Source organism: Pseudomonas sp. PGPPP1 (assembly GCF_002255865.1).
Lineage (GTDB): Bacteria > Pseudomonadota > Gammaproteobacteria > Pseudomonadales > Pseudomonadaceae > Aquipseudomonas > Aquipseudomonas cremoris.
On sequence record NZ_NKIG01000036.1, the window covers coordinates 17,001 to 30,638 of the forward strand.

Here is a 13,638-nt window from a genome sequence, read left to right on the forward strand (position 1 = left end):
CCTCTATGAGTTTTTCGAGTTAAGGAGTGACACCATGCTGGTGATGCGCCCCGCGCAAATGGCTGATCTGGGCGAGGTACAGCGTCTGGCTGCGGACAGCCCGATTGGTGTCACCTCCTTGCCGGATGATGTGGAGCGCCTCAGCGACAAGATCGCCGCCAGCGAAGCTTCCTTCGCCGCCGAGGTGAGTTTCAACGGTGAAGAAAGCTATTTCTTCGTGCTCGAAGACACCGAGACCGGCAAACTCGCCGGCTGCTCGGCCATCGTCGCGTCCGCGGGCTATTCCGAGCCTTTCTACAGCTTTCGTAACGAGACCTTCGTGCACGCCTCCCGCGAGCTGAAGATCCACAACAAGATCCACGTGCTTTCCCAGTGCCACGACCTTACCGGCAACAGCCTGCTCACCAGTTTCTACGTGGTGCCGGAGCTGGTCGGTTCGCCTTGGTCGGAACTCAATTCCCGTGGCCGCCTGCTGTTTGTCGCCAGCCACCCCGAGCGCTTTGCCGACTCGGTGGTGACCGAGATCGTCGGCTACAGCGACGAGAACGGTGACTCGCCGTTCTGGGACGCCATCGGTCGCAACTTCTTCGACCTCAATTACGCAGCCGCCGAGCGCCTGTGTGGGCTCAAAAGCCGCACCTTCCTTGCCGAGCTGATGCCGCATTACCCGATCTACGTGCCATTGCTGCCGGACGAAGCCCAAGAGGCGATGGGCCAGGTGCACCCACGGGCGCAGATCACCTTCGACATCCTGATGCGCGAAGGCTTCGAGACCGACCATTACATCGACATCTTCGACGGTGGCCCGACGTTGCACGCGCGGGTTTCGGGCATTCGCTCGATTGCCCAGAGCCGCGTGGTGCCGGTGAAGATCGGCGAGATGGCCAAGGGTGTTGGCCGCCAGTACCTGGTGAGCAACGCGCAGTTGCAGGATTACCGCGCGGTGATGCTGGAACTGGACTACGCGCCCGGCAAACCGGTGACTCTGGACCTGGCGGCCGCCGAAGCCCTGGGCGTTGGCGAAGGCGCAAGTGTGCGTTTGGTCGCGGTTTAAAGAATTGAGTGTCGCGGGTGGCTGCCAAACAGCGGCCCGTCTGAGGAGATAGCATGATCGTTCGTCCCGTACGCAGCAGCGATTTACCGGCCCTGATTGATCTGGCGCGCAGCACCGGCACCGGCCTCACTACGTTGCCGGCCAACGAAGAGCGCTTGACGCACCGGGTAGGCTGGGCCGAAAAAACCTTCCGCGGCGACGCCGGGCGCGGCGATGCCGACTACCTGTTCGTGCTGGAAAACGACGAAGGCCGTGTGGTGGGGATTTCCGCTATTGCCGGTGCCGTTGGCCTGCGTGAGCCTTGGTACAACTTCCGGGTGGGCCTGACGGTCAGCGCCTCCCAGGAACTGAATATCTACCGTGAGATTCCGACGCTGTTCCTGGCCAACGACCTCACCGGCAATTCCGAGCTGTGCTCGTTGTTCCTGCACGCCGATTACCGCACCGGCCTCAATGGCCGCATGCTGGCCAAGGCACGCATGTTGTTTATCGCAGAGTTCCCGCAACTGTTCGGCAACAAGATCATTGCCGAGATGCGCGGTGTGTCCAACGAAGCCGGGCGCTCGCCCTTCTGGGAAAGCCTGGGCCGCCATTTTTTCAAGATGGAATTCAGCCAGGCTGATTACCTCACGGGCGTGGGCAACAAGGCATTTATTGCCGAGTTGATGCCGAAGTTTCCGCTGTATAGCTGCTTCCTCTCCGAAGACGCACGCAACGTGATCGGCAAGGTCCACCCAGACACCGAGCCTGCGCTGAGCATGCTCAAGAGCGAGGGGTTCAGCTACCAGGGCTATGTCGACATCTTCGACGCGGGCCCAGCAGTGGAGTGTGAGACCAGCAAGATTCGCGCGGTGCGTGATAGCCAGTCGCTGGTACTGGCCATCGGCACGCCGGGGGACGACGCCACGCCGTTCCTGATCCATAACCGCAAGCGCGAGGAGTGCCGCATCACGGCCGCTCCGGCCCGCCTGGCGGCAGGCACGCTGGTGGTCGATCCACAAACCGCCAAGCGCCTGCAACTGGTCGTAGGTGATCAAGTGCGTGCCGTACCGTTGTCCGCTGCTCGGGAGTCGAAGTAATGAATTCGTTGTACATCGCAGGTAGCTGGCTGGAAGGTCAGGGTGAGCTGTTCGAATCGCGCAATCCGGTGACTCAGCAGGTGCTGTGGGCGGGCAATGGCGCCACTGCCGAACAAGTCGAGTCTGCCGTGCAGGCTGCGCGTCAAGCGTTCCCGGCCTGGGCCCGCCGCTCGTTGGAAGAACGTATCAGCGTGCTGGAAACCTTCGCCACTACCCTGAAAAAGCGTGCTGACGAAATCGCCCGCTGCATCGGCGAAGAAACCGGCAAGCCGCTGTGGGAGTCGGCAACCGAAGTCACCAGCATGGCCAACAAGATCGCGATCTCGGTGCAAAGCTACCGTGAACGTACTGGCGAGAAGAGCGGCCCCCTGGGCGACGCCACTGCCGTGTTGCGTCACAAGCCCCACGGTGTAGTGGCAGTGTTTGGCCCGTACAACTTCCCGGGTCACTTGCCCAACGGGCATATCGTCCCGGCGTTGCTGGCGGGTAATACCGTGCTATTCAAACCGAGCGAGCTGACGCCGAAAGTCGCCGAGCTGACTGTGCAATGCTGGATCGAAGCCGGCCTGCCTGCGGGTGTGTTGAACCTGCTGCAAGGTGCGCGGGAAACCGGAATCGCGCTGGCGGCCAACCCAGGAATCGACGGGTTGTTCTTCACCGGTTCCAGCCGCACGGGCAATCATTTGCACCAGCAATTCTCCGGGCGTCCGGACAAGATCCTGGCGCTGGAAATGGGCGGCAATAACCCGCTGGTGGTTGATGAAGTGGCCGATGTGGATGCGGCGGTCTACACCATTATCCAATCGGCGTTTATCTCCGCTGGCCAGCGTTGCACCTGTGCTCGACGTCTTCTGGTGCCGGAAGGGGCATGGGGCGATGCGTTGCTCGCAAGATTGGTCGCGGTCAGTTCAACGATTGAAGTGGGCGCGTTCGACCAGCAACCGGCACCGTTCATGGGCTCGGTGATTTCCCTGGCGGCTGCCAAAGCCTTGATGGACGCCCAGGAATTGATGCTGGCCAACGGCGCCGTGGCGCTGCTGGAAATGACCCAGCCGCAGGATCAGGCCGCGCTACTGACGCCAGGCATCATCGATGTGAGCGGCGTGACCGAGCGCGAAGATGAAGAGCTGTTCGGCCCGTTGTTGCAGGTGATTCGCTACGCTGATTTCGAGGCCGCGATTGTCGAGGCCAACAACACCCAGTACGGGTTGGCTGCAGGTTTGCTGTCGGACTCCGAGGCGCGTTACCAACAGTTTTGGCTGGAAAGCCGTGCCGGTATCGTCAACTGGAATAAACAGCTGACTGGTGCGGCGAGTACTGCGCCGTTTGGTGGGGTAGGGGCCTCGGGCAACCACCGCGCCAGTGCCTATTACGCGGCGGATTATTGTGCGTACCCGGTGGCTTCGTTGGAGGCTCCGAGCCTGGTCTTGCCAGCGACGCTGACTCCCGGTGTAACACTCAAGTGAAGGTGCTGCCGATCTAATGTGGGAGCTGGCTTGCCTGCGATAGCATCTCCTCGGTCCAACTGAAAGACCGAGTCGCCCGCATCGCAGGCAAGCCAGCTCCCACAATTGATCGGGTATACAGATATAGATCTGCAGTTAATGCCTATAAAAACAGATGTTCGTGGAGCCTCGCCGATGAAATCCTATGAAGTCAATTTTGACGGTCTAGTGGGGCCGACCCATAACTACGGCGGTTTGTCCTTCGGCAACGTCGCGTCCCAGAGCAACAGCCAGCAGCATTCCAACCCCAAGGAAGCGGCGTTGCAGGGCCTGCAAAAGATGAAGGCCCTTACGGACATGGGCTTTGTGCAAGGTGTGCTGGCGCCGCAGGAACGCCCGGACGTGGCCGCCTTGCGCAGCCTCGGTTTCAGCGGCACCGACGCGCAGGTCATTCAGCAGGCAGCGAAGGAAGCCATGCCGCTGCTGGTCGCCAGTTGCTCCGCGTCGAGCATGTGGGTGGCCAACGCCGCTACCGTGAGCCCGAGCGCCGACACCTTTGACGGCCGCGTGCATTTCACCGCCGCCAACCTCAATTGCAAATACCACCGCAGCATCGAGCATCCGACCACCAGCCGTGTGCTAGGGGCGATGTTTGCTGACGCGAAGCACTTCGCCCATCACGCCGCGTTGCCGGCAGTGGCGCAGTTCGGCGACGAAGGTGCAGCCAACCACACGCGTTTCTGCCGTGAATACGGCGAAGCGGGCGTCGAGTTCTTCGTGTTTGGCCGCAGTGCGTTCGACCCCCGTTACCCAGCGCCGCAGAAGTACCCGGCACGCCAGACCCTCGAAGCTTCCCAGGCCGTTGCCCGCCTGCATGGCTTGAAGGAGTCCGGTGTGGTCTACGCCCAGCAGAACCCAGCGGTGATCGATGCCGGCGTGTTCCACAATGACGTAATCGCCGTGGGCAATGGCGAAGTGTTGTTCTACCACGAGGACGCGTTCCTCAATACCGAGCAGATGCTTGCTGAATTGCACGGCAAGTTGGGCAAATTGGGCGGTAACTTCCAATCCGTCTGCGTGCCCCGTGCCCAGGTCAGCGTTGAAGACGCAGTGCGGTCCTACCTGTTCAACAGCCAATTGCTAAGCCGCGCCGACGGCTCGATGCTGCTGATCGTGCCGGAAGAATGCCGAGCCAACGAACGCGTGTGGCATTTCCTGCAAGGCTTGACCGCGTCCGGCGGGTTGATCCGTGAAGTGAAAGTCTTCGACCTCAAGCAAAGCATGCAGAACGGTGGCGGCCCGGCGTGCCTGCGTTTGCGTGTTGCGTTGAATGAAACGGAACTGGCGGCGGTGAATCCAGGCGTTATCATGACCGCGCCGTTGTACGAAACACTGACTCAGTGGGTAGGCAAGCATTACCGCGACAGCCTTCGCGAAAGCGACCTGGCTGACCCGCAGTTGCTGCTTGAATGCCGGACGGCATTGGATGAACTGACGCAAATCCTTAAACTGGGCTCGGTTTATCCTTTCCAGATCAATTAACCAACGCCGCACGGCTGAGAACTATTTATGACCACCGACACCCTCAAACTGATTCTTGAAGACACCGACGGCACCCAGCTGGAAACCTCCTGCACCCGCGTCGCCGTGGTCTGGCAGGGCAAGGAAATCTGGATCCAGCACGACGGCCGTGGCCAACTGCTGATCGGTGTGGACGTGGAAGAAGGCGACGCCGAGTACGCCAACCTGCTGATGCGCCCACTGGCCACCAACCTGATGAGCCTGCAATTGGAAATGGAACCGGCCGACGTTGAAGGTGACGACGACGATCACGTTCACGGCCCAGGCTGCAACCACTAAGGAAGCTGCTTATGCTCGCCCTCGGCAAACTGCTTGAACTGACCCTCGCCGGTCGCGAACCGGCGCAAAAAATTCAACTGACTGTCGACGGCGTGCAGATGCGCTGGCTCAGCGAGGGCGCACTTGAAGTGCGCCCGCCGCAGGGCCGCGATAATGGCGGCGACTTGCTGCTGTCGTCCGGCATCCATGGCAACGAAACCGCGCCGATCGAACTGCTCGACCGCTTGTTGCATGGCATTGCCCGTGGGGAGATCAAACCCCGCAACCGTATTCTGTTCCTGTTCGGTAATCCCGAGGCCATGCGCCGCGGCGAGCGTTACCTCGAGCTGGATGTCAACCGGCTGTTCAATGGCCGTCACGAACAAAACATCGGCCCGGAGGCCATGCGCGCCGCCGAGCTTGAGCAACTGGCTCGTAGCTTTTTCAGCCTGCCCGACCGTTCGCGCCTGCATTACGACCTGCATACGGCCATTCGTGGCTCGAAGATCGAGCAGTTCGCCCTGTACCCGTGGAAGGCCGGTCGCCAACACTCCCGTCGCGAACTGGAGCGCTTGCGCGCCGCTGGCATGGAAGCCGTACTGCTGCAGAACAAGACCTCCATCACCTTCACCGCGTTTACCTACGAGCAACTGGACGCCGAGGCCTTCACCCTGGAGTTGGGCAAGGCGCGGCCGTTCGGGCAGAACCAGGGCGTAGACGTATCGCGCCTGGAAACCCGCCTGAAGCAAATCATCGAAGGCAGCGAGCCTGAGACCGACACACTCGACGGTCTGAAGTTGTTCGCGGTTGCACGGGAAGTCATCAAGCACAGCGATGCCTTCCTCTTGCACTTGCCGGCGGACGTGGAAAACTTTTCTGAACTGGAAAAGGGCTATCTGCTGGCCGAAGACGTGGCCAAGACCCGTTGGGTGATCGAGGAGGAGGGTGCGCGCATCATCTTCCCCAACCCGAAGGTCAAGAATGGTTTGCGTGCGGGCGTATTGATTGTGCCGACCACAGATGCTGGCCTGGCGTAGATCTCAACGTTTTACGCTATCCAATGTGGGAGCGGGCTTGCTCGCGAAGGCGGTGTATCAGTCAACCTTTTCAGTGACTGACACTCCGTAATCGCGGGCAAGCCCGCTCCCATATTTGTTTCGCGGTGTTATTTAGACGGCTACAGCGCGCGGCTCGCTACGGCGGATCGCGCGGACTTTGTGCAGGGTATCTGCGCAAGTCTTGGCAGCTTCCTGACCCTTGTGCACAAAGTGATCGTGGAAGAACGCATGATGCTCGCTGCCCGCGTGGAAGTGATGCGGCGTCAGCGACACCGAGAACACCGGCACTTCAGTTTCCAACTGCACTTGCATCAGGCCGCTGACCACCGATTGGGCCACGAACTCGTGGCGGTAGATACCACCGTCCACCACCAGCGCGGCGGCAACGATACCGGCGTAACGACCGGTCTTGGCCAGCAGTTTGGCGTGCAGGGGCATTTCAAAGGCACCGCCGACTTCGAAGAAATCGATGTCCGATTCCTGGTAGCCCTGGGCGATCATTTCGGCGAGGAAGCCTTTACGGGATTGGTCGACAATATCCTTGTGCCAGCAGGCCTGGATAAACGCGACACGCTCGCCGTGATGGTTTTTGCTTTTGCTGTCGATTGCGGTGGGTTGCATGTTCTGACTCCTGTTTAAGAAAAAAACAGGGCGTTATGAATCGAATGGGATTTAAGGGTACGCCTGCCCGAATCGGCGCGCGGCCCTTAGGTGCCAATCCCGTTCTCTCTTCATCCGGACTATGACCGTCGGCCCCGGGATCACACCGGGTCTGCTGACCTTGTCGCCGTCCTGCGTGAGCAGTTCGAGGCGCCAAGCGCTCGCGGGCTATACACGTTGCGTGTAATTACCGCCGGTGGGGAATTGCACCCCGCCCTGAGAACGTTGCCGCCAGAACCCTGGCGGCGGAGAGTTTTTAACACGGTTTTTCCAAAACTGCACGATCGTCGTATCGATAAGCTATATCGGTTTGTTTGGTTGGTATTCGATTGAATGCGCAGGGGGCTTGATATTCCGTGGCTTTGCCCGCAGTAATCACTCTGAAAAGGAACTTACTGACCCCCAAGAGGCTTGTTTCATGTCTGTGATCGACCTGCGCAGCGACACCGTGACCCAACCCACCCCCGGCATGCGTGACGCCATGGCCGCTGCCGCCAGCGGCGATGACGTGTATGGCGAAGACCCTAGCGTCAACCATCTGGAGGCTGAACTGGCCAAGCGCCTGGGGTTTGCCGCTGCGTTGTTCGTGCCCACCGGCACCATGAGCAACCTGCTGGCGTTGATGGCCCACTGTGAGCGCGGCGAGGAATACATCGTCGGCCAACAGGCCCACACCTACAAATACGAAGGCGGTGGTGCGGCGGTGCTCGGTTCGATCCAGCCGCAGCCGCTGGAGGTGCAGGCCGACGGCTCGCTGGACCTGGACCACGTGCTCGCTGCTATCAAACCCGACGATTTCCACTTCGCTCGCACTCGCCTGCTGGCACTGGAAAACACCATGCAGGGCAAGGTGTTGCCACTGGAATACCTGGCCAAGGCGCGAGCGTTTACCCGTGAACACGGCCTGGCATTGCACCTGGACGGCGCGCGGATCTACAACGCGGCGGTCAAGCTGGGGGTGGATGCGCGGGAAATCGCCCAGCATTTCGACTCGGTGTCGGTGTGCTTGTCCAAGGGCTTGGGCGCGCCGATTGGCTCGGTGCTGTGCGGCTCGACGGCGCTGATCGCCAAGGCGCGCCGCCTGCGCAAAATGGTCGGCGGCGGTATGCGTCAGGCCGGCTCCCTGGCGGCGGCCGGGTTGTACGCCCTGGACCACCAGGTGCAGCGCCTGGCAGACGACCACGCCAACGCCCAATGGCTGGGGGATGAATTGCGCAAAGCCGGCTTTGAGGTGGAGCCGGTGCAGACCAACATGGTCTACGTGCAGATCGGCGATCAGGCCCAGGCGCTGAAAGCCTTCGCCGCCGAGCGCGGGATCAAGTTGAGCGCCGCGCCACGCCTGCGCATGGTCACGCATTTGGATGTCAACCGGGCACAGATCGAGCAGGTGCTGGCGACATTCGTCGAATTTTCACGCAAATGACCGTACAGACCGTCTAATTGAACCGCTCTATCGCATAAACACGCTGTACCACCGACAAAGGGCCGATATAATGCGGCCCTTTGCCGTCGCTCCGTCTGATGATGTTGCGCACTGGCCTTTGGCCGCAGCCTCCGTGGAAGAACCTAATGAAAAGCGCAGAAATCCGTGAAGCCTTCCTTCGCTTCTTCGAAGAGCAAGGTCACACCCGTGTAGCCTCCAGCTCCTTGATCCCAGGCAATGACCCAACCCTGCTGTTCACTAACGCGGGGATGAACCAGTTCAAGGACTGCTTCCTGGGCCAGGAAAAACGCGCGTACACCCGTGCTACCAGCAGCCAGAAGTGCGTGCGTGCAGGCGGCAAGAACAGCGACCTGGAAAACGTCGGTTACACCGCCCGCCACCACACGTTCTTCGAAATGTTGGGTAACTTCAGCTTTGGCGACTATTTCAAGAAAGATGCGATTACCTTCGCCTGGACCTTCTTGACCGGCGTGTTGAAGCTGCCCAAGGAAAAGCTCTGGGTCACCGTCTACGCGACGGACGACGAAGCGTATGACATCTGGACCAAAGAAATCGGCGTACCCGTCGAGCGCATGATCCGCATCGGCGACAACAAAGGCGCTCCGTACGCGTCCGATAACTTCTGGACCATGGGCGATACCGGCCCGTGCGGCCCTTGCACCGAGATCTTCTACGACCACGGCGCCGACATCTGGGGTGGCCCACCGGGCTCGCCGGAAGAAGACGGCGACCGTTACATCGAGATCTGGAACAACGTCTTCATGCAGTTCAACCGCACCGCCGATGGCGTGTTGCATCCGCTGCCAGCGCCGTCGGTCGACACCGGCATGGGCCTGGAGCGGATCAGTGCGGTGATGCAGCACGTTCACTCCAACTACGAAATCGACCTGTTCACCAACCTGCTGAGCGCGTCGGCTGCCGCCATTGGCTGCGCCAATGAAAACCAGTCCTCGCTCAAAGTAGTGTCCGACCACATTCGTTCTTGCGGCTTCTTGATCGCCGACGGCGTGCTGCCATCGAACGAAGGCCGTGGCTACGTGCTGCGCCGTATCATCCGTCGCGCCTGCCGCCACGGTAACAAACTGGGCGCCACTGGCAGCTTCTTCTACAAGATCGTTGCTGCGCTGGTTGCCGAGATGGGCGAAGCCTTCCCGGAACTCAAGCAGCAGCAAGGCAACATCGAGCGCGTGCTCAAAGCCGAAGAAGAACAATTCTCCAAGACCCTGGAACACGGCCTGAAAATCCTCGAGCAGGACCTGGCCGAGCTCAAAGGCACCGTGGTGCCTGGCGACGTGGTGCCTGGCGACGTGGTGTTCAAGCTGTACGACACCTACGGTTTCCCGATGGACCTGACTGCCGACATCGCCCGTGAGCGCGAGCTGACCATCGACGAAGCCGGTTTTGAGCGTGAGATGGAAGCCCAGCGCGTGCGCGCCCGCTCCGCCAGCTCCTTTGGCCTGGACTACAACACCCTGGTCAAGGTTGATGTGCCGACCGAGTTCACTGGCTACAACGCCACCGTGGGTTCGGCCAAGATCGTTGCTATCTATAAAGACGGCAAGTCGGTCGACGTATTGAATGAAGGCGAAGAGGCGGTTGTGGTCCTGGACCAGACGCCGTTCTACGCCGAGTCCGGCGGCCAGGTTGGCGACTGTGGTTTCTTGAGCTCGAAGTCCGGTCGTTTTGAAGTTCGCGATACCACCAAGACCGGCGGTGCGTTCCTGCATCACGGTGTCTTGGTGCTGGGTAATCTGACCATCGGTGCGCCGGTAGACACTCAGGTTGATGCTGATGTACGCCACGCCACTGCGTTGAATCACTCGGCCACCCACTTGCTGCACGCTGCATTGCGCCAAGTACTCGGTGAGCACGTCCAGCAGAAAGGCTCGTTGGTCGACAGCCAACGCCTGCGTTTCGACTTCAGCCACTTTGAAGCGATCAAGCCGGAGCAGATCAAGGCCCTGGAAGACATCGTCAACGCCGAGATTCGCAAGAACACGGCGGTACAAACCGAAGAAACCGATATCGAGACCGCCAAGGCCAAGGGCGCCATGGCGCTGTTCGGCGAGAAGTACGGCGACAGCGTGCGCGTGCTGAGCATGGGCGGCGATTTCTCGGTGGAACTGTGTGGCGGTATCCACGCCAACCGTACCGGCGACATCGCTTTGCTGAAGATCATCAGTGAAGGCGGCGTGGCCTCCGGTGTGCGTCGTATCGAGGCGGTGACAGGTGCTGCGGCCCTGGCCTACCTCAATGCAGCCGAAGAACAACTCAAGGAAGCGGCCAGCCTGGTCAAGGGCAGCCGCGACAACCTGATCGACAAGCTGTCGGCTGTGCTGGAGCGCAACCGTACGCTGGAGAAACAGCTGGAGCAGTTGCAGGCCAAGGCTGCCAGCGCGGCAGGCGACGATCTGTCCGCCTCTGCGGTGCACGTCAAGGACGTGAAAGTCCTGGCGGCACGCCTGGATGGTCAGGACGGCAAGGCGCTGTTGGCGCTGGTCGATCAGTTGAAGAACAAGCTCGGCCGCGCAGTGATCCTGCTCGGCAGTGTCCATGAGGATAAGGTCGTTCTGGTTGCCGGTGTAACCAAGGACCTGACTGGCCAACTCAAGGCCGGTGATTTGATGAAGCAAGCCGCTGCGGCAGTGGGCGGCAAGGGTGGTGGTCGTCCGGACATGGCGCAAGGCGGTGGTGTAGACGCTGGTGCCCTGGACGCGGCCCTGGCCCTGACCGTGCCATTTGTCGAGGCAGGTATTTAAGGCACCGTTAACCGGCCCGTGGTCTAGTCGCGGGCCGGTGTGGTGTTGGTTGATTGGATAATAGGCGCCCCTTTACGGGCTGAGGCGGCTTAGAAATGGCTTTGATCGTACAGAAATTTGGAGGCACCTCGGTTGGTTCTGTCGAAAGAATCGAACAGGTAGCCGACAAGGTTAAGAAATTCCGCGATGCTGGCGACGACCTGGTGGTGGTGCTGTCGGCCATGAGCGGCGAGACCAATCGCCTGATCGATCTGGCCAAGGCAATCAGCGGTGATCAACAGCCGCTGCCGCGTGAGCTGGATGTGATTGTGTCCACGGGTGAGCAGGTGACCATCGCCTTGCTGGCCATGGCGCTGAACAAACGTGGCGTGCCGGCGGTGTCCTACACTGGCAGCCAGGTGCGCATCCTTACCGACAGCTCGCATACCAAGGCGCGCATTCTGCAGATTGACGATCAGAAAATTCGTACTGATCTGCAAGCAGGCCGCGTGGTAGTTGTAGCGGGCTTCCAGGGTGTGGACGAGCACGGCAACATCACGACCCTGGGACGTGGCGGTTCGGACACCACCGGCGTGGCACTGGCAGCGGCTCTCAAGGCTGATGAATGCCAGATCTACACCGATGTGGACGGCGTCTACACCACCGACCCGCGTGTTGTGTCCGTGGCCCAGCGCCTGGACAAGATCACCTTCGAAGAGATGCTGGAAATGGCCAGCCTCGGTTCCAAGGTGCTGCAGATCCGTGCGGTGGAATTCGCCGGCAAGTACAACGTTCCGCTGCGCGTATTGCACAGCTTCAAAGAGGGTCCGGGCACCCTCATTACTATTGATGAAGAGGAATCCATGGAACAGCCGATCATTTCCGGTATCGCATTCAACCGTGATGAAGCCAAGCTGACTATCCGTGGCGTGCCAGACACCCCGGGCGTGGCTTTCAAGATTCTGGGCCCTATCAGCGACGCGAACGTTGAAGTCGACATGATCGTGCAGAACGTTTCGCACGATAACACCACCGATTTCACCTTCACCGTGCACCGCAACGAGTACGATGCGGCTCTAAAGATCCTGGAGAACACCGCCAGCGAGATTGGTGCCCGTGAAGTGGTCGGCGATACCAAGATTGCCAAGGTGTCGATCGTAGGCGTTGGCATGCGTTCCCACGCCGGCGTTGCGAGCCGCATGTTCGGCGCGCTGGCCAAGGAAAGCATCAACATCCAGATGATCTCCACCTCGGAAATCAAAGTCTCGGTGGTGATTGAAGAGAAGTACCTGGAGCTGGCTGTGCGGGCGTTGCATACGGCTTTTGAGCTGGACGCTCCGGCTCGACAGGGCGAGTGATGTAATGCCAGGAAGGCGCGGTTTACCGCGCCTTTCCTTTTTTTGTAGGGCGCATGTTCTTTTGCGTGGGCTCGACAATACTTAGGCGTGTAGGGCTATGGCCATTGGCTTGTAGGTCGAACGCCTTTTTTTTGCAGACTGTTGTTCCTGAAATGAAATGCGTGAGGAGAAAGGTATGCTGATTCTGACTCGTCGTTGCGCAGAAAGCCTGATTATCGGTGATGGCGAAATCACCGTGACCGTGCTCGGCGTCAAAGGCAATCAAGTGCGTATTGGGGTTAACGCTCCGAAAGAGGTGGCGGTCCACCGCGAGGAAATCTACCTGCGGATCAAGAAAGAGAAGGACGAAGAACCAACCCTTTAATTTTTATCGTTTTTTATGTTTGCAAACGGGGATGAACGTGGTTAATATACGCCCCGTGTTGCGGAGAGCTGGCCGAGTGGCCGAAGGCGCTCCCCTGCTAAGGGAGTACACCTCAAAAGGGTGTCGGGGGTTCGAATCCCCCGTTCTCCGCCATTATTTGCTTAGTACGTTGCAATCTGGTTTTTTCGTTAAGTGGTTGAAATTAAACGAAAAAATAGCTTTACATAGAGATTGAACGGCCTATAATGCGCGGCAACAAATGCACTCGTAGCTCAGCTGGATAGAGTACTCGGCTACGAACCGAGCGGTCACAGGTTCGAATCCTGTCGAGTGCACCATTTAAGAGTCAGTTGCAGCAATGCAGGTGACTTGGCTTCAACCAGTTGTGACCTGGTCTAAAAACACAATCTGCACTCGTAGCTCAGCTGGATAGAGTACTCGGCTACGAACCGAGCGGTCACAGGTTCGAATCCTGTCGAGTGCACCATACAAACAAAAAGCCCGCCTAGTGCGGGCTTTTTGCCGTCTGGGTTTTATGTTTTTCTCCTACCTATGTGTTTTCCTTCCGGGCTGTGTCGTCGCAGTTCATAGATGCAGCC

11 protein-coding genes, 3 tRNA genes and 1 riboswitch are annotated in these 13,638 nt (G+C 59.7%); of the genes, 13 read left to right on the forward strand and 1 reads right to left on the reverse strand.

The genetic code is table 11. The features are described from left to right. Positions 1-34: 34 nt before the first annotated feature. The 6 genes from aruF to astE all read left to right on the forward strand — a co-directional run bounded on the left by aruF (position 35) and on the right by astE (position 6,454). Complete coding sequence (gene aruF, locus CFE47_RS27440) at positions 35-1,054, forward strand: arginine/ornithine succinyltransferase subunit alpha (RefSeq protein ID WP_027607766.1); 1,020 nt, start codon at positions 35-37, stop codon at positions 1,052-1,054. Positions 1,055-1,107: 53 nt separating this feature from the next. Continuing rightward, on the forward strand, positions 1,108-2,133 hold the full coding sequence (astA, locus tag CFE47_RS27445) for an arginine N-succinyltransferase (protein ID WP_101272600.1): 1,026 nt from the start codon (positions 1,108-1,110) through the stop codon (positions 2,131-2,133). Then, positions 2,133-3,599: a succinylglutamate-semialdehyde dehydrogenase gene (gene astD / locus CFE47_RS27450; protein WP_286841849.1), complete on the forward strand. Its 1,467-nt coding sequence runs from the start codon at positions 2,133-2,135 to the stop codon at positions 3,597-3,599. Before astA ends, astD begins: the two co-directional genes overlap by 1 nt. Before the next feature lie 174 nt (positions 3,600-3,773). Next, positions 3,774-5,120 carry an N-succinylarginine dihydrolase gene (astB, locus tag CFE47_RS27455; RefSeq protein WP_286841851.1) on the forward strand — a complete coding sequence of 449 codons (1,347 nt, stop codon included), beginning with the start codon at positions 3,774-3,776 and terminating at the stop codon, positions 5,118-5,120. 27 nt (positions 5,121-5,147) lie between these two features. Continuing rightward, positions 5,148-5,438, forward strand: coding sequence for a hypothetical protein (locus tag CFE47_RS27460; RefSeq protein ID WP_003214319.1), 291 nt, complete (start codon positions 5,148-5,150; stop codon positions 5,436-5,438). Positions 5,439-5,449: 11 nt separating this feature from the next. After that, positions 5,450-6,454, forward strand: coding sequence for a succinylglutamate desuccinylase (gene astE, locus CFE47_RS27465; RefSeq protein ID WP_286841853.1), 1,005 nt, complete (start codon positions 5,450-5,452; stop codon positions 6,452-6,454). A gap of 132 nt (positions 6,455-6,586) precedes the next feature. Here astE and CFE47_RS27470 read toward each other — a convergent pair whose 3' ends face one another. Beyond that, complete coding sequence (locus CFE47_RS27470) at positions 6,587-7,096, reverse strand: 6,7-dimethyl-8-ribityllumazine synthase (protein WP_101272595.1); 510 nt, start codon at positions 7,094-7,096, stop codon at positions 6,587-6,589. A gap of 97 nt (positions 7,097-7,193) precedes the next feature. Beyond that, positions 7,194-7,363: riboswitch (FMN riboswitch) on the reverse strand. A 190-nt stretch (positions 7,364-7,553) separates the two neighbouring features. Here CFE47_RS27470 and ltaE point away from each other — a divergent pair. From ltaE to CFE47_RS27505, 7 genes are all read left to right on the forward strand, one after another. Then, positions 7,554-8,558, forward strand: coding sequence for a low-specificity L-threonine aldolase (ltaE, locus tag CFE47_RS27475; RefSeq protein WP_185703179.1), 1,005 nt, complete (start codon positions 7,554-7,556; stop codon positions 8,556-8,558). 146 nt (positions 8,559-8,704) lie between these two features. Next, positions 8,705-11,338: an alanine--tRNA ligase gene (gene alaS / locus CFE47_RS27480; RefSeq protein WP_286841856.1), complete on the forward strand. Its 2,634-nt coding sequence runs from the start codon at positions 8,705-8,707 to the stop codon at positions 11,336-11,338. 95 nt (positions 11,339-11,433) lie between these two features. Then, positions 11,434-12,675 (forward strand): aspartate kinase, encoded by a 1,242-nt coding sequence (locus tag CFE47_RS27485; RefSeq protein ID WP_185703184.1) that lies wholly within the window; start codon positions 11,434-11,436, stop codon positions 12,673-12,675. A 175-nt stretch (positions 12,676-12,850) separates the two neighbouring features. After that, the gene (csrA, locus tag CFE47_RS27490; protein WP_009399024.1) at positions 12,851-13,039 is read left to right on the forward strand and encodes a carbon storage regulator CsrA; all 189 of its coding nucleotides are present in this window, start codon (positions 12,851-12,853) and stop codon (positions 13,037-13,039) included. A gap of 62 nt (positions 13,040-13,101) precedes the next feature. Next, a tRNA-Ser gene (locus CFE47_RS27495) sits at positions 13,102-13,192 on the forward strand. Positions 13,193-13,300: 108 nt separating this feature from the next. Then, positions 13,301-13,377 (forward strand) — tRNA-Arg (locus CFE47_RS27500). A gap of 72 nt (positions 13,378-13,449) precedes the next feature. Further along, positions 13,450-13,526, forward strand: a tRNA-Arg gene (locus CFE47_RS27505). The last annotated feature ends 112 nt before the right edge of the window (positions 13,527-13,638 follow it).